General features: G+C 57.6%; 12 protein-coding genes and 1 tRNA gene. 4 read left to right on the top strand and 9 right to left on the bottom strand.

Annotated features, from left to right (window positions below; all coding sequences use genetic code 11):
- Positions 1 to 244: 244 nt before the first annotated feature.
- From FJ145_25625 to FJ145_25590, 8 genes are all read right to left on the bottom strand, one after another.
- Positions 245 to 436: a redoxin domain-containing protein gene (locus FJ145_25625; protein ID MBM4264790.1), complete on the bottom strand. Its 192-nt coding sequence runs from the start codon at positions 434 to 436 to the stop codon at positions 245 to 247.
- A 62-nt stretch (positions 437 to 498) separates the two neighbouring features.
- Positions 499 to 795, bottom strand: a complete 297-nt coding sequence (locus FJ145_25620; protein ID MBM4264789.1) for a response regulator transcription factor — start codon at positions 793 to 795, stop codon at positions 499 to 501.
- A gap of 79 nt (positions 796 to 874) precedes the next feature.
- Positions 875 to 3,283 carry a penicillin acylase family protein gene (locus FJ145_25615; GenBank protein ID MBM4264788.1) on the bottom strand — a complete coding sequence of 803 codons (2,409 nt, stop codon included), beginning with the start codon at positions 3,281 to 3,283 and terminating at the stop codon, positions 875 to 877.
- 50 nt (positions 3,284 to 3,333) lie between these two features.
- Positions 3,334 to 3,936: a glutathione S-transferase family protein gene (locus FJ145_25610; GenBank protein MBM4264787.1), complete on the bottom strand. Its 603-nt coding sequence runs from the start codon at positions 3,934 to 3,936 to the stop codon at positions 3,334 to 3,336.
- Between the two features lie 74 nt (positions 3,937 to 4,010).
- Entirely contained in the window at positions 4,011 to 4,871 is an 861-nt protein-coding gene (locus tag FJ145_25605) for a xanthine dehydrogenase family protein subunit M (GenBank protein ID MBM4264786.1), read from the bottom strand.
- A 122-nt stretch (positions 4,872 to 4,993) separates the two neighbouring features.
- The gene (locus FJ145_25600; protein ID MBM4264785.1) at positions 4,994 to 7,282 is read right to left on the bottom strand and encodes a xanthine dehydrogenase family protein molybdopterin-binding subunit; all 2,289 of its coding nucleotides are present in this window, start codon (positions 7,280 to 7,282) and stop codon (positions 4,994 to 4,996) included.
- Positions 7,283 to 7,525: 243 nt separating this feature from the next.
- Positions 7,526 to 8,077, bottom strand: a complete 552-nt coding sequence (locus FJ145_25595; GenBank protein MBM4264784.1) for a (2Fe-2S)-binding protein — start codon at positions 8,075 to 8,077, stop codon at positions 7,526 to 7,528.
- A 3-nt stretch (positions 8,078 to 8,080) separates the two neighbouring features.
- Complete coding sequence (locus tag FJ145_25590) at positions 8,081 to 9,739, bottom strand: UbiD family decarboxylase (GenBank protein ID MBM4264783.1); 1,659 nt, start codon at positions 9,737 to 9,739, stop codon at positions 8,081 to 8,083.
- A gap of 96 nt (positions 9,740 to 9,835) precedes the next feature.
- Between FJ145_25590 and FJ145_25585 the strand changes: the two genes are divergently transcribed.
- The 4 genes from FJ145_25585 to FJ145_25570 all read left to right on the top strand — a co-directional run bounded on the left by FJ145_25585 (position 9,836) and on the right by FJ145_25570 (position 13,361).
- Positions 9,836 to 11,239 (top strand): cysteine--tRNA ligase, encoded by a 1,404-nt coding sequence (locus FJ145_25585; GenBank protein MBM4264782.1) that lies wholly within the window; start codon positions 9,836 to 9,838, stop codon positions 11,237 to 11,239.
- Positions 11,224 to 13,029 carry a hypothetical protein gene (locus tag FJ145_25580; protein MBM4264781.1) on the top strand — a complete coding sequence of 602 codons (1,806 nt, stop codon included), beginning with the start codon at positions 11,224 to 11,226 and terminating at the stop codon, positions 13,027 to 13,029. The genes FJ145_25585 and FJ145_25580 overlap by 16 nt, the downstream gene beginning before the upstream one ends.
- An 8-nt stretch (positions 13,030 to 13,037) precedes the next feature.
- Positions 13,038 to 13,114 (top strand) — tRNA-Arg (locus tag FJ145_25575).
- Positions 13,115 to 13,154: 40 nt separating this feature from the next.
- Complete coding sequence (locus FJ145_25570) at positions 13,155 to 13,361, top strand: transposase (protein ID MBM4264780.1); 207 nt, start codon at positions 13,155 to 13,157, stop codon at positions 13,359 to 13,361.
- A 30-nt stretch (positions 13,362 to 13,391) separates the two neighbouring features.
- On the opposite strand, the gene FJ145_25565 is transcribed toward FJ145_25570, so the two are convergent.
- Complete coding sequence (locus FJ145_25565; GenBank protein MBM4264779.1) at positions 13,392 to 15,026, bottom strand: amidase; 1,635 nt, start codon at positions 15,024 to 15,026, stop codon at positions 13,392 to 13,394.
- Between the last annotated feature and the right edge of the window lie 398 nt (positions 15,027 to 15,424).

The raw sequence follows: 15,424 nt of genomic DNA, 5'->3' as shown, positions 1-15,424 counted from the left end.
AAGAGCTTCCGCAAACTGAACGCACCACAGCTTGTCGGAAAAGTAGCGCGCGGGACGAAGTATGACAATGGCAAAGAGATGAGGGTCGCCGCCTAGTATCTTTTTACACACCTATTGACAACGGCTCAAAATCCGCGAAGGCTTTCTGAGAGAAGGGAGCGTTGGCACTGATCCCCACGACTTCAGTGTTTTCACCGGTAAACTGCTTGTAGTCGTCCGAACCGGACGCATTCAGATCTTTGATTCAGGTGGGGCTGAAATCGAGAACGTAGAAGTTGATCAGAACGTTTTTTCCTTTGAGGCTACTGAGCTTCAGCTTGCCACCTTTGGTGCTGTCGAGCTCGAAGTCTGGCGCTTTATCGCCAATGCCGATGGCCAAGGCACTGCTGTAGCCCGTCAAAAATATAACGGCAGCAGCCAATAGACTGAGGGGCAAATACGGTTTCGTTCTCACGACAGACACCTCCCTTTTTTGGACGTAGCTGGCACAAAGATATTCTAAAAAAGTTGGAGCTTTATCGCGTAAATTATCAGGAGAGTCAATGCCCCAAGTTGGGGGTGGCTCTCACGGATGATGTTGATGGAGATCAACTTAGCGGCCTTGGTGCCATCCATTTTGGGCATATCGACGTCGAGCAGGGCCAAGTCGGGCTTGGCTTCGCGGGCCACGATCACTGCCTCTTGGCCGTTGGACGCCTCAGCGACGACTTTAGAAGTGGTCCCGGTCTCGAGCAAAACTCGCAGGCTTTGGCGGAAAAGCGTTTCGTCATCAGCGAGCAGCAGCTTAATCGGCATTTGTGTCCTTTGGCATGCGTGAGGCTCTCGTTGGGTAAATTTCCGTCAATCGCTTTAGAGCCGTCCGTGGTTATCAAGCCTAGCATGGAGAAATAATCAAGCAATCGCCCGTTGGTCGGATATCTTCCAAACCGAATTTAACTGTTTGTCCGCGGCGCCAAAGTTCCAGCTGATCGCGATAGTGGGGTGAGGCGGGGTGACCCGATTGGCCACCGGCGATGACAAAACCAGATGCGCTCCAGTCGCCCGTAGCGACGATCATGCGCAGGGCGGCACCGATGAAGTGATCATAGGGGTTGGAGTGTTGGTAGTTACCGGCGTTGACCGTCATACCATCACCAGGAGACGCGAACGGGCCCAGGTTGACCACTCCGCCCAGGAGGGAATAGCGCCCGAGCGCGTGTTGCAGGCGCAAACGGTGCAGTCTACCCCAGCTCCAACGGCTTGGGTTTACCCCGAAGCGATCGGCCAAAGCCTCCACCGCTTCCTGCAGCGAGCGCGCTACGATCTCCTGGCGCGAGCACTGCGCAAACCAGAGCGAATCGGGTTGGGCTAAGATGCCTGCCGGCGGTTCGATGCATTGATTCAAAATCTCAACGTAGGAGCGAAACAGCGCTTCGCCCAGCGTCGGCGTCAATAGATTGGCCATCATGCGGTGGTGCCAGACGTGGAACAACGACGCCTCGACGCTCTGCGCCTGGCAGTTGCCATCCCACGTGAGCAGGCGCGCGACCATGTCGGCTAGTTCCGGATGAAGCTCCGCTGCGCGGGTCAGATCTTCGCTCAGTGTCTGCACTGTTTCTTGCGCATGCAGCGATAGCGTGTCCATCTGGATTGCTGCCATGTCTTGCAGCGTCAACCGTGGGTCGGCCTGGAGCAGTGCTTCGATGCGGCGAATCCGGTGCGACGGTTCGGCGAACTGCGCCAGCGAATGGGGATAGTTACCGCCGACGATGCGATTATTCGCCGAGGCCACCATCCCGTCGGGCGGATTGTAAAGTCGCGGCAGCTCGGCGAACGGGATAAAGCCATGCCATTCGTTGTCGTCTCTGCTGCCATCGACAACGAGCCGCGTATTCGCGCCAGCGCGCTGCGGCACTTTACCCGCCAGCGCATAGCCGATGTTGTTGGCGCGATCGGCGTAGACGTAGTTAAGGCAGGGCGCGCTATGTTGCGTCAGCGCGTCGAGAAATTCCTGCCAGTTGCGTGCGCGATTGACTCCGTAGGCGGCGCGGAACTCCTGGCTCGGCTCGTGGGCAATCCAGCGCAGCGCGATGACACCTTCTTGATTTTGCGTTTGGTCGAAGTCGCTGATGACCGGGCCGTGGCGGGTCGTGCGAATGGTGCGTTTGACCGGCGCGTGTCCGCGCACGTTGAAAACCTCTTCGCGGGTTCCGAAGGGCAGCCAATCGTTTGCCGCCCGATAGAGACGGCCATCGACCCGGTGCACGTCTTCGCGGTAGAGCTCGACGTCGTCGCACAAAGCGGCGGTGACCCCCCAGGCGATTTGACTGTTATGGCCCAAATGGACGTAGGGCAAACCGGGTATTGACGCGCCCCACACTTTGTAGCCGCTCGCCTCGGCACGCAAGTGCATGAGGTAAAACATGGCCGGCAGGCCGAAGCGCAGGTGTGGGTCGTTGCATAATAGCGCATGACCGGTAGAGGAACGCCGCGCGGCAACCGCCCAATTGTTGCTGCCGTGGCCGGTGCTGTGCCAAGGCGTCGTTGCCCAACTGCCGCTGGTGAACCGCCATAGATCTTCGGTGCCACTCCAGAGCGCGCGAGTTATCGTGGCTTCCCGCGGCGAGGTGTCAGGCCAAAGGGCGCGCAGCTTTTCCGGCTCCGGCGCCAGCTTTTGCGCCAGCGCAATACAGTTGAGGCGTGTGTAGAGGGCAGTGGAGAGTAGCAATGCGAAGCCCTTGCCGATCACCAAGGAATCGAGCGGCTGCCACGGTTCGGGAGTGTAGCGCAGCAGGCGAAACTCCCAGGGAAGTTTCCTGCCGCATTGCTCAATGTAGCTATTGACGCCGGCGGCGTAGGCGTCGAGGTGGCGGCGGATGGTTTCGTCGAGGAGCAGTTCGCAGCTCCGGGCCGATTGGCCAATGCCGATCAAGCGCATGAAATAGTCATTTTCCACGGCATTCTTTGCGCTCAGCGGTAGAATCTTCGCGATCCGCCCTGACAGGAATCGCCGCATGGACTCCATCTGCCAAAGCCGCTCTTGAGCGTGCAAAAATCCTTGGGCGAAGAATAGATCATCTTCGTTGTCGGCAAATACATGGGGGATCGCGTAGTCTTGGAAATGGACCGCGACGCGCGCGCGTAGGCCGGTGAACGCAAGGTTGCCGGAATATTTTGCGAGGGCCGCCTTATCGAGGCGGTGAATGAGAGGGCGTAATAAAGCTGAAACGGCGGAACTGATAAGAGGTGAGAAGTCGCGCAAAAAAGGCTCGGAGCCCTTCGACAAGCTCAGGGCGAACGGAATCTCGCCATCCGTTCATGCTGAGCTTGTCGAAGCATTCTTCTTCGGGGTTGCTACAAGATCGCCATAACCGAAGGCCGTGCTTTCATACGTTCCATGTATTTGGCCATCTTCGGCATGGACGGATCGGGCAGGACTTTGAAGCCCTCAAGGCGCGTGAAGCGGGGCAGCAAGTCGGCATCGACCAGGGAAAAGTCGCCGAGCATGTAGTCCTGATTGCCAAGCTCATCTTCGAAGCGCTGCAAGAGTTTCTTCAAATCGGCCTTGGCGCCGTCGATGAGCGGTTGGCTCTGCTCTTTGGCGTCTTTCATCAGCTCCATACGCAGCTTCTGGTAGGCGCTGTCGAAATGGGCCATGCCGTAATCGATTAGGATTCGTCCCTTCGCTCGCTTCGCTGGGTCCTTGGGCATAAGCGGCGGGTTCGGATACTTCTCGTCCAAGTATTCGTTGATGACCAGCGACTCGTAAAGCATGGTCGCGTCGTCCGTCATCGCCGGCACTTTACCGTACGGGTTGATCTTTAAATATTCAGGTGCTTTCTGCTCTTTCTTTTGCAAATCGATGGGGACGACCTCGTAGGGCAGATTCTTTTCTGCCAAGACGATTTTCACCCGCTGGCAGTTGGGCGACGACTTGAAATCGTAAAGTTTGATCATAGAGATTCTCCTTGTGTTAAAATTATAGGATAGCCGCTTTCTTACGCCAGGACCGCAGTGATAGGCAAAAGTAGTTAGCGGGCGCGCTGCAATGCTTCCTGCGCGGCGCGGCGAACCAAGACTTTGACCATCTCTCGCTTGTATTCCGCAGAGCCGCGGTTGTCGTCGCTGGGGTCCACTTCGGTGACCGCGACTTCGCCCGCCTGCCGGAGCAATTCTTCGTTGATCGTCTTGCCTCGCAAGACGTCCTCCGTCTTTTTCGCGTGGATGATCGTCGAGGCAATGGAATTCAAACCGATTCGGACATCGTCGCAGACGCCTTTAGAGGCACTGGCGGTCACGGCCACGCCTACCGTAGCGAAGTCTTCAACGCTGCGCGGTGTGAATTTGATGTGTGACCAGCCCTTGCGTGCCGGTGGTGGTACGCGGATTTCGGTCAGCAGCTCGCCCGGTTCTAGAGCGGTTTGATAGTAGTCCACGAAAAATTCATCTAGCTTCACAGTCCGTGAGCCTTTGCTCCCGGCGAGCACCACTTCGGCATCGAGTGCGATCAGGCTTGCGCCCGGGTCGGTCAATGGATCGCCGGCGGCGAGATTGCCGCCGATGGTGCCCATGTTGCGGATGCGCGGCTGGGCGACTTTGTGAAAGGTCTCATGGAGCAGGGGATAGTGCTCCTTGATGGCCGGAGATAATTCCACGTCGCGATGGCGCGCGCCGGCACCGATGCGCAGACCGGTTTTGGCATTGAACGTAATCGTGTCGAATTTTGGAATACGCGCCAGGCTGACGACCACTTTGGGCATCAGCAGGCGCTGGCGCATCATGATCAACAGTGACGTGCCGCCGGCGATGGCGCGGGCGTCGTCGCCGTGTTTTTCGAGCAGCGCGATGGCTTTTTTGAGGGTCGTGGGTTCTTGGTAATCGAATCTGATCATGTTGGTGCTCGTGAGTGAAAATGCCAGAAATTATTCACCACGAAGACACGAAGGACACGAAGTTCGGAGCAGGATATTATTCTTCCTTCGTGTTCTTCGTGTCCTCCTTCGTGGTGATACTTTTACTTTTGCTCTTGCTTCTCTTTCAGTGCCTTTAGTATTTTCTCCGGTGTGATCGGTAATGTTTTCACCCGCACGCCGACGGCGTCGAAGATTGCATTATTAATGACCGCTGCCGTCGGGTCCATGTTTAGCTCGCCCAGGCCCTTGGCGCCAAACGGGCCGGTTGGCTCGTAGGAGTCGGCGAAGGCGTGCTGCAGCGGCGGCATGTCGCGCATGGACGGGATGCGGTAATCCGAGAAATTCGGATTGACCGGCCGCCCTTCGTCGAACTGCAAACCTTCGGTGAGCGCGTAACCGATGCCCTGCGCCAGGCCGCCTTCGACCTGGCCTTCGGCGCCGAGGGGATAGATCACCGTGCCGCAGTCGGAGGCGACGACGAAATCTAAGATCGTCACTTTGCCGGTTTCCGGATCGACGTGCACGTGCGCGGCTTGGGCGCCGTAGTTGTAGGCGCCGGACTCGTTGCCGAAGCGCGTGCTGTCGGGCAGTACCGAGTCGGCGTCGAAGCTGCCGGAGCCGACGATCGGCGCGCCGTTGTGGCGAAACAGGCGGGCGCGGGCGACGTCGGAAACCGTGAACGATTTGCCGGCTTGGTTGCCTTTGACGAAAATCTTGCCATCGTGCGATTCCAAATCGGCCGGGTTGGCTTCGAGCATCTCGGCGGCTTGTTCGAAAAGCTGCTGCTTGACGTTGGTGGCGGCGTTCTTCACCGCGTTGCCGCTGACGTAGGTCAAGCGGCTGGCGAAGGCGCCGAGGCAAAAGGTCGTCAAGTCGGTGTCGGCGCGGGAAATTTCCACGTCTTCGACCGGGATGCCCAATTCTTCCGCAGCGATTTGGCACATGGCGGTGTGCACGCCCTGGCCGCATTCGCCCTCGCCGCTCAAGATCAGCGCCTTGCCGTCTTCGTTGATTTTAATCGTCGCCGAGCTGCCGTCGTAGTCGCCGAAGTGGCGCTTGCCGCTGACGTGCACCGTGCAGGCGAGGCCGAGGCCGGTGTTGGGCTTTTTGCTGGCCTGCTTTTCTCGCCAGCCGATCATTTTTTCGGTCATGTCCAAGCACTGCTTTAATTCACAGCTCGTGACGCGATTGCCGTGGGGCGAGACGTAGCCGACTTCGGCGGCGTTCATGCGGGCTAGTTCCAATGGATCGATGCCAAGCTTGTGCGCGCCCAAATCCAGCGCCTGCTCCACGGCCCATTCTGCCGACGGATTGCCGAAGCCGCGAAAAGCGCCGGTCGGCACTTTGTTGGTGTAGACCAGTCGGGCTTGGAGCTTGACGTCGGAATACTTGTAGCAAGTATCGTGGCGCATGGCGGCGACACCGGTGATCGCCGGAGCTTTGGCCGAGTAGGCGCCATTGTCTGCGATGACGTCCAATTCTTTGGCGCGGATGCGGCCGTCTTTTTTGAAACCCATTTTCACTCGGATTTTCATGAAGACCCGCGGCCGACAACCGGCGAGAAATTCTTCCTCGCGGGTATTAATAAGCTTCACCGGCTTGCGTGCTTTCTTCGATAGCACAGCCGCCACCAGCGCGTTGTTGTCGTCACAGGATTTGCCGCCGAAGCCGCCGCCGACGGCGCTTTGAATGATGCGCACGTCGGTCTCAGGGACGCCCAGCGCTGTGGCGATGCGATAGCGCGCATTAAACAGCGTCTGGGTGTTCATGTAGATGGTATATTTGCCGCTGGTCGCATAGTCGGCGACGCTGCCGATGGTTTCGATCGAGCAGTGCCACTGCGGCATGCTGGTAAACGTGTCTTCGACGATGACGTCGGATTCGGCGAACGCCTGAGCGATGTTGCCGCGCTCCAGGTCCAAGTGCATGGCGATATTATTCGGCTTGTCGTCGTGCACCAGCGGCGCGCCGTCTTTCATCGCCTCTTCGGCGTCAAACACGCCCTGCAGTGGTTCCCAGTCGACTTCGATTAAATCGATGGCTTCCTCGGCGATATCCGGATCGATGGCCGCTACGGCGGCGACCTCTTCGCCGACGTAGCGGGTCTTACCGACGGAGAGAATATACTGATCGGCAAAAAACGCGCCCCAGGGCCGCTTGATGGTGTCTTCGGCGGTCACCACGGCGCGCACACCGGGGAGTTTCTCAGCTTTGCCGGTGTCGATGTGGCGAATGCGCGCGTGCGGGTAGGGGCTGCGCAGCACCTTACCGACCAGCATGCCGGGAAGAAAAATATCGGCGATGTACTGCGAATCGCCGGTGACTTTGTCAAAGCCTTCGATGCGCTGCACGCGCTTGCCGACGACGGAGAATTTTTCTGGTTTAGACATATGGATCTCGGATTTTTCTCGCGCAGAGGCGCAGAGGACGCAGAGCTCGGAATATCAAACCATTAAACACACGAACGACACGAAAAGGTAAATTGCGGACATTATTTTTTTCGTGCCTTTCGTGTGTTTCGTGGTTCGGTCCGATTCCGAACCCTCTGCGAGCTCTGCGCCTCTGTGCGAGATATTTTTCTTAAAGGCACTTCGCTTCGCTCAGGGCGAGCTAAGTCACCCCAATTCGGCGGCTCACCTCGTCTTCGCCACCGGCTTGTACACATCCAAGCTTTGGATCTTTGCCGTGACCTGTCGTTTACGGAATTCGAAATTGGGATCGATCTTGTTATTTACCACTGCCATCACCGCTTCGAGGATTTTGTAATAACCCGTGCAGCGGCAGAGGTTGCCGGACATCCATTCTTTGACTTCGTCCTCGGTCGGCTTGGGGTTTTCGTCGAGCAGCGCTTTGGCCGCCATGATTTGGCCGGGCGTGCAGATGCCGCATTGGAAGCCGCCGTATTCAATAAACGCCTGTTGCAGCGGATGGAGCTTGCCGTCTTTGGCCAGGCCTTCAATGGTCTCGATCTTTTTGCCCTCGCAGCCGGCGGCCAAGGTCAAGCAAGAGCTGACCAGGCGGCCATCGAGGATGACGCTGCAGGCGCCGCAGACGCCGATGCTGCAGCCTTCTTTGGTGCCGGTTAACCCAATGGTGTCGCGCAGCACTTGGAGCAGCAGCCGATTGGCCTCGACTTCGACTTCGTGCTCCTGGCCGTTTATGTTCAATGTTAGTTTGCGTTTCATGACTTACACCGATCTGCCCGAGTGGGTTTTGCCCCAGCGGGCGCGCATGGTTTTAATCGTGTCGCCTTCGCCGACTTCGGCGCGGGTCTGGGCAAGTTTCTCCCAAACTTTTTCGTGCTCGCTTTGGGCCGCCAGGTCGGCTTCCTGGGATAAGTCTTCGGGCCAATAGCCCATCAAGTAGCCATGCCAGGGTTCTTGCGGTTCGAGTTTGGGTAAGCCAAGTTCTTCCCAAAGCTCTTTGGAGCGCACCATGAATTCTCTCTTTGGCAGCGACAGCGGCGGAAAGTCGGCCTTGCGAGTGGCGTCGATCAATACCGACGACTCGCAGTTGTCATAGCGGCTCGACGGATGGGTCGCCACCATGCCGATGGGCGTAGCGCCGAAGGGACGGTCGGGCATGATTTTGAAATCCTTATGCGGCTGGGAGCGGTGGGTAATCGCCCAGGTCACCGCCACGGGATCTTTTATATTGATGTCTTCGTCGACGGCGACGACCATTTTGCCAACGCGGTCGCCATAGTCGAGAATGCCCTGCATGACGTCCCAAGGTTCTTGATCGTTGCGCTTCTTCAAGCTCACCGCGACGTAGGGACGGAGATTGACCAGCGGTTCGATCAAATGCACGTCGTGCACTGTATCGAAGCCCTTCTTGTGCAGGTAGCGTTTGATCAACGTCGACATGCCCATGGCTTTGATTTTCGAGCTTTCGCTCGGTGTGACCTGGCTAATAATCGACACCCAAATGGGATCTTTGCGGTGCGTTACGCATTTTAATTCGAAGACGAAGCTCAACGTGCGCGGGTCGATGTAACCCATGGACTCGCCGTAGGGGCCTTCCTCTTCCATATATTTCGTCGAAATAATGCCTTCCAAGACGATTTCCGAAGTGGCTGGCACCTCAAGATCGACGGTCTTGCACTTGATCAGTTTCACAGGCGCACCCTGGAGACCGCCGGCAAGTGCGATCTCATCGACGTCGGGCGGAACTTTCTGCGTCGCGGCGTAGGATACAACTGGGATGGTTCCCACGACAATGGCGACTTCGAGCGGCTTGCCCATCCTGCGGGCTTTTTCCCATTGATTGGTCAAATCCTGCGGCGTGCCGGTCATGAGACCGCAGCGATCTTTGCCTTTGATCAGGCCACGATAGTTGCCGACGTTTCTCTGGCCGGTTTCCGGATCTTTGGTGATCCAATGGCCAGCGGTGATGTAGGGGCCGTTGTCGAAGCCCGGCGTCGACATCGGAATGGCGAATTCTTGCAAGCCGCCGTGGGCGAGAACGTCGGTGCCCAGATGGACTTCTTCCTGGGCCGGTCCGCTGTCGACCATCACCGGCGGGACGAGATGTTCCAACGCGTAAATCCAGCGATCGGGCACCTCTTCCGGCGCGCATTTTAGGCCCATCGCGTAGATCGCTTCCGAGCCCGAAAGGCCGCCGACCAACACGCGGCAGTTATATTTTCGTTTTTTGCCGTCGGTGACGTTGTCGAAAAGAAAACCGCGGCGTTTTTCTTCGGCGATGCCGCCGCGGTATTGCCAGCGCACCAAGGGCTGCAGCTCGTTATCTTTGTTGATCTCTTTGTGTATCCGGTAGAGCTTTTCGTGCTTGTCCAGCTCGGCAACAAATTCGCGCAAATCTTCGTAGGGTTTAGCAAAATTCATAGGATTCTGTATGCTTTTTTCGCTTTCTAAGCAAGCATAAACGCAGTTTAGCTTGCAAATAAAACCCTGATCCGTAAGATAAAATAACTCTCGACAATGGCCCTGAAAATTTTCAACACTTTAAGCGGTGAAAAGGAAGAGTTTGTCCCGCTAACGCCGGGGCAGGTGCGGATGTACGTCTGCGGTATGACGGTCTATGACTCGTCGCATATCGGTCACGCCCGCTCGCTGCTGACCTTTGACATCATTTATCGCTACCTGAAGTTCATCGGTTACGACGTCACCTTCGTGCGCAACTTCACCGACGTCGATGACAAGATCATCAACAAAGCCAACGCCGAAAAGGTTAGCTGCGAGACGATCACCGAGCGCTATATTGACGAGTTCCACCGCGATGGCGAGGCCTTAGGATTGCTGCGCCCAACCCGCGAGCCGCGGGCGACGGAGCACCTCAGCGAAATTATCGCGCTGATCGAAAACCTTGAGCGGAAGGGGATCGCCTATCGAGTTGACGGGGATGTCTTCTACGAGGTCAGTCGCTTTGCGGATTACGGCAAGCTGTCGCGCAAAAAGCTTGATGAGTTGGAATCCGGCGCGCGCGTCGAAGTCGACCTGCGCAAGAAATCGCCCCTCGACTTCGCCCTATGGAAATCCAGCAAGCCCGGCGAGCCAACTTGGAATAGCCCCTGGGGACCTGGCCGACCGGGTTGGCACATTGAATGCTCTGCAATGAGTACCAAATACCTCGGGCAGCCATTCGATATTCACGGCGGCGGGCGGGATTTGATCTTTCCACACCATGAAAACGAGATTGCCCAGTCGGAAGGAGCCAGAGGGCAGGCGCTGGCGCGCTACTGGATACATAATGGATTTCTCGATATCAACCAGGAAAAGATGTCCAAATCTTTGGGGAATTTCTTCACCATTGGTGAGATATTGCATGACTTCGACGGGGTTGCGCTGCGTCATTATTTTCTGTCGAGCCATTACCGCAACCCAATGGATTTTTCGCGCGACGGTTTGGAAGAGGCGAGCAAGGCCGCAGATCGCATCTGGGAAACCATCGATCGCGCCGGGCGAGCTGTCAAAGGTGTGACGCAGGCAGCGCCGGATGGCGGTTTAATCGACGCCTTCCGTCAAGAAATGGACGATGACTGTAACGCACCGCGGGCGCTCGCGCTGATCTTCGACGAGGTGCGGGCGTTGAACCGGCTGCTCGATGAAAAGAAGACCAAAGGCATCGAAGCGAGAGTGAGCGCGCTGCGCGCCATGTGTGACACCTTGGGATTGCTTCACGAGGGCTACTTCGAGCGCAAAAAAGAGCGCTGGCTGCGCACCAGCGACGTGAAATTAACCGATATCGAAGCGACGATTGGCGCGCGCGATCGCGCGCGCAAAGAAAAAAATTGGCAGGAAGCTGATCGTATCCGCGCCGAGCTGCAACAGAAGGGAGTTAGCATCGAGGATACGCCGGGAGGAACCCAATGGAAGGTCAAGTAAAAATCTCCGCTGGTCGTGTCGGTGCGGCATTGAGCTTGTCGTGCTTGATGGCTGCAAATGTGCCAGCACAAGACGCAGCCGCGCCTGACAGCGGCCAAATGACGCTGCGCCGCAGCGCGCAGACGCGCGACTACAACGGACAAGAGTACGAGGGAGAAGATCGCCTGATCCATGCGGGCGACACGCTTTGGCAAATCCTAGTGAAAGAGAAGGGCTTGCCCGAAGCCCGCTTTGGCCAAGCGTTAGTGGTGATCCGCGGGCTCAATCCGCAAATCAAGCAGCTTAATATTTTGCGCGTTGGCGACAGGATTTTCATACCGCTGCAGCCCGACGTCGCGCCGCCGGTGCAAACCGCCAATGCCAAGGGCGAAGAGCCACGGCCAGCGCCCAATAGCGTCGGTCAGGGCAAGGTTCGCGATTATCGTGTCGAAGCCGGTGATCATCTCTATCAGGTGTTGCGCGAGCAGCTCGGGATGAAGGATTACCGCGACTTGGTGCAATATTACGCGTTGGTGAAAGATCTCAATCCGCAGCGCAAAAATTGGGACGTCTTGCTGGAAGGCGAAACCATTCGGCTGCCCGACTTGCCTGGGCGTGGAACGACGATTGCCGGCAAGATGGATCGCGGCGCGCGCCCAGCGGAATCGATGGTAAAGCTGCCGGAAGTCAGAGCCGCCGAGTCCAAGCCGGTACCAGTGCCAACCGCGAAAGCCGTGACGGCCAACGATCCAAGACGATTGCCGACTCAAGAGAACATGGCGCTACTCTCGCGCGTGATCGAAGCGCTCGGCAGCGAGCTGCAGCAGGGCGGCGAAGAGATACTCGCGCTCAAGGATGGCACCGTGCGGCTCGATCGCGCCACCTATCCGGTGGTCTACAATCCCAAACTGCAGCAGAAGGTTGTGCTCGATGCCGGCGAACAGATTCCGGCGAGCCTGCAAGCACGACTCTCGGAAAACAGCGGTGTCATGCCCGTGGTGCCAGTGAGCCGCAACTCCTCTCTGCAGGACTCAGTGGAGCGAATTCTCACCCGGCTTGGCTACCAATCGCTGCCCGCCGATCGGCCTGTCGTGATTCAGCATGGCGGCGTGGCTTTCGAAGCCCGAGGTCATTGGATTGCTTTGGGGCCGGAGCAAAGTAACAAAGCGCAGGAGATCTTCGTTATCAATTTGCGCGAGAATGCCGGCGACATGCCGGATTACTTGAGACACGAGCTCTCGCAAAAAGGGTTGCATCTCAAGGACATTCTGCTCGGGAACCATGGTGGCGAGGCCGCGCCGGTGTCGATTAGCGTGGCCAAAGAAGTGATGCCGTCGGTCAAGTACTGGCCGCGCGACAAGAGTGAGTTTGTCGACGCGCTGTTGCTGACGCTGCGCTTGCGCTTCGGTGTCGGTGAGACCGTGAAGACACAGCTGCGCGACGGCTTGTCGGTCGACGTGCGCCTGGATCGGGTCTTTGAAAGGGACGGTAAGCGCACGGCGATCTTTTTTAACCGCATGGACCCGGTGTTTCGCAGCGCTTTGCAAGAACGGGAGAAGACGCGAGTAGTCGGAATCGAAATCGCCAATATGGATCACAAACAGATTGCTACTCGAGTATTCAGTGAGTTTGGCGACCCGTCGTCCTATCAGGAGCATCGTTTTCCCGTGGGCAGCCAACCGGAGCAGCTCCAGGTAACCGCCTGGGGATTTCTCCTCGACAAACAGGGGATGTTCATCACTGACCGGGACATCCCGCCACCGCTATATCGATTCTTTTTTGAAAAGGGGTTGGAAATAATCTATTTTTAGTTTCCACAGCGCCCGTAGCTCAACTGGATAGAGCATCAGACTTCGGATCTGAGGGCTGGGGGTTCGAATCCCTCCGGGCGCGCCAACAAAATCAACAACTTACGCCCGTCAAATCTGATCTTGGAATCTCTCAACGTCCTCTACACTATCGGGATCGCAACCAAAATCGCCCCGGTCGCGCCGAAGACATCTATGATCTCTATGACCTACGGGGCGAGTGCGAAAATCGCATTAAAGAATTCAAGCGCGATCTCAGCTGTGACCGGTTATCTTGCCACAGTTGTCAGGCCAACGCTTTTCGACTTCAGCTCCACGCTCTGGCTTACCAGTGACTGGTCTTGTTCCGACTCCATTCGAGGGCGCTACTTCTTGATAACTTCGCCTTCCAGCGCAGGCGTAGTCTTCGGCGTCTTGCGGTTCTTTGAGATCTGTTCGTAGGCGTAGCCAAGCTTGATCAAGGTCGGCTCCGAGAATTGCTTGCCGAGGAACTGCATCGAAATCGGAAGTCCTTCGGACGTGAACCCGGCGGGAACCAGAAGCGAGGGCAGCGCCGCGTAGGATGCCAATCGGTTCACGCTGCCCGCGGGGCGATCCTCCCCGACCTTAGGGGCGATAACGGTCTTGTAGGGAAATACGAGAGCGTCGAGTTTGTAGCGGTCGATCAGGCCGGTGATGATTTCCAGCAGCATGTCCTGATTGGCGCGCGCCGCCAGGTAGCTCGGGTTACGGTCGATTGGCCCTATCTGCAGCGAGTTCCTGACGTTCCGGCTTATGGTGTCGGGCGCTTTCTCGATCATTTCCTCGACGCTGCGGACCGGTGCGTTCGGGCCGAGACGAGCGAGGTAGTGATTGTAATATTCGTAGCGCTCGAAGTTGGAGAGCGAAGCGTTGTCGATGGCAGCGTGAATGTTAATCCCGGTGGTGATGCGGTCGACCACGATGGCGCCTGCCCGGCGCATCTGGTCGATAGCGGTCTGGGCCAGCTTCAATCCGTCCTGATGCTGGGGTCCGTCGAAATACATGTCCCTCAGGATACCGATGCGCGCGCCCTTCAGCCCGTTGGCGTCGAGGAAGCTCGTATAGGGCTGGGCCGGAAGCTTGCCAAGGCTGCGCGCGGTGATCATGTCATCGGAGTCGTAGCCGACCAGATGATTGAGCAGCAGCGCGACGTCGTAGACCGAACGGCCCATCGGGCCGCCGCGTTCCTGGGTGAAGGAACTGCCGATCATCCCCGCTCGGCTCATCAGGCCCGGTGTAGGCAGCAGGCCCACGAGCGATGAATCTGCGGCTGGAATGAGCACCGAGCCGCCGGTGTCGCTGCCGAGGCCCGCTGCGGCGAAATAGGCCGCGAGGGCAGCGCCCGTTCCGGCGCTCGAATAGCCTGGCACTCGTGTCGGATCGTAGGGGTTCAGCACCTGCCCGGCGATTGTGCTCCAGGCGAGCGGGTTTTTCCGTTCACCGAACCAGTCGCTCAAATTGGTTTTGGCAAGGATGATCGCCCCGGCGTCTCGCAGTTTTTTCACAGCGGATGAATCGCGTGGCGGGATCGACTTCGCCAGGCCAATGAATCCACCGGTCGTGGGCATGTCGAACGTATCGAAGGTATCCTTCACGACGACCGGGATGCCGTGCAGCGGACCGCGTGGACCTTTGGCCTTGCGCTCTTCGTCGAGTCTGCGGGCAATTTCCATCGCCTTCGGATTGAGCACGAGGATCGAATTCAGGTTCGGGCCCTTCTTGTCGTAGGCAGCGATCCTGGCAAGGTAGAGCTTGAGTAGAGTTTCTGACGTGAGAGCGCCCGAACCCAGCGCCTCGCCCAGTTCCTTGATCGTCGCGGTCTCGAGTTGGATTTCAGCCTGCGAGAACGTCTTGCTGTGCATTGTCATGACTGCGGCTATGCTTATGACAGCCGCCAGAGCGCAACGTGCGGTTTGACTTTGGCGTTTCATGAATCTTTTCCCCATTCGGCGTTCTTCCAATCCTTGCCAATTCCTCATCCGGGCCAAACCCGGGCCGGTCGATCGGCCCCCACGGACGGGTCCGATTTGAATGTTAGTGGCAGGACGGCTGAAGGGCTTGGGTTTTGCGGTCGACTTCGAGCGCTAGTTTTCGACGGCGTTTGGCCCTGTAGAGGCCATCAAAGTCACTACAATAGCCCGAATTATTCATGCGACCGGGAAAACCCATGACACTGTGTCGATCGAAGTGGAACTCTAGAGGAGCGCAGGCATCAGCGCAAATCGTTCGGTTTAATTCGCCGATGCTGGGCATCTCTTCGACCTTTTCACTGCGATTCGCAGAGCAGGGCGACCGCCGGTCGCCCCTACAAGGCGGCGTCGAAGCGGATATCTGTTGCCTTCGCTCCGGAAGAGTTTCACTTCGATCGCGCCGCAGC

It is taken from the genome of Deltaproteobacteria bacterium, from assembly GCA_016874755.1.
Taxonomy (GTDB): Bacteria; Desulfobacterota; Binatia; order UBA9968; family UBA9968; genus DP-20.
Note: the sequence above shows the minus strand (reverse complement) of the source record. Positions and strands in the feature narration are given on the sequence as shown.

Bases quoted from the DNA above. Each gene is read 5' to 3' on its own strand.
- FJ145_25620 (MBM4264789.1), bottom strand. From the start codon at position 795: ATGCCGATTAAGCTGCTGCTCGCTGATGACGAAACGCTTTTCCGCCAA.
- FJ145_25610 (MBM4264787.1), bottom strand. From the start codon at position 3,936: ATGATCAAACTTTACGATTTCAAGTCGTCGCCCAACTGCCAGCGGGTG.
- FJ145_25605 (MBM4264786.1), bottom strand. From the start codon at position 4,871: ATGATCAGATTCGATTACCAAGAACCCACGACCCTCAAAAAAGCCATC.
- FJ145_25600 (MBM4264785.1), bottom strand. From the start codon at position 7,282: ATGTCTAAACCAGAAAAATTCTCCGTCGTCGGCAAGCGCGTGCAGCGC.
- FJ145_25595 (MBM4264784.1), bottom strand. From the start codon at position 8,077: ATGAAACGCAAACTAACATTGAACATAAACGGCCAGGAGCACGAAGTC.
- FJ145_25590 (MBM4264783.1), bottom strand. From the start codon at position 9,739: ATGAATTTTGCTAAACCCTACGAAGATTTGCGCGAATTTGTTGCCGAG.
- FJ145_25585 (MBM4264782.1), top strand. From the start codon at position 9,836: ATGGCCCTGAAAATTTTCAACACTTTAAGCGGTGAAAAGGAAGAGTTT.
- FJ145_25580 (MBM4264781.1), top strand. From the start codon at position 11,224: ATGGAAGGTCAAGTAAAAATCTCCGCTGGTCGTGTCGGTGCGGCATTG.
- FJ145_25565 (MBM4264779.1), bottom strand. From the start codon at position 15,026: ATGAGGAATTGGCAAGGATTGGAAGAACGCCGAATGGGGAAAAGATTC.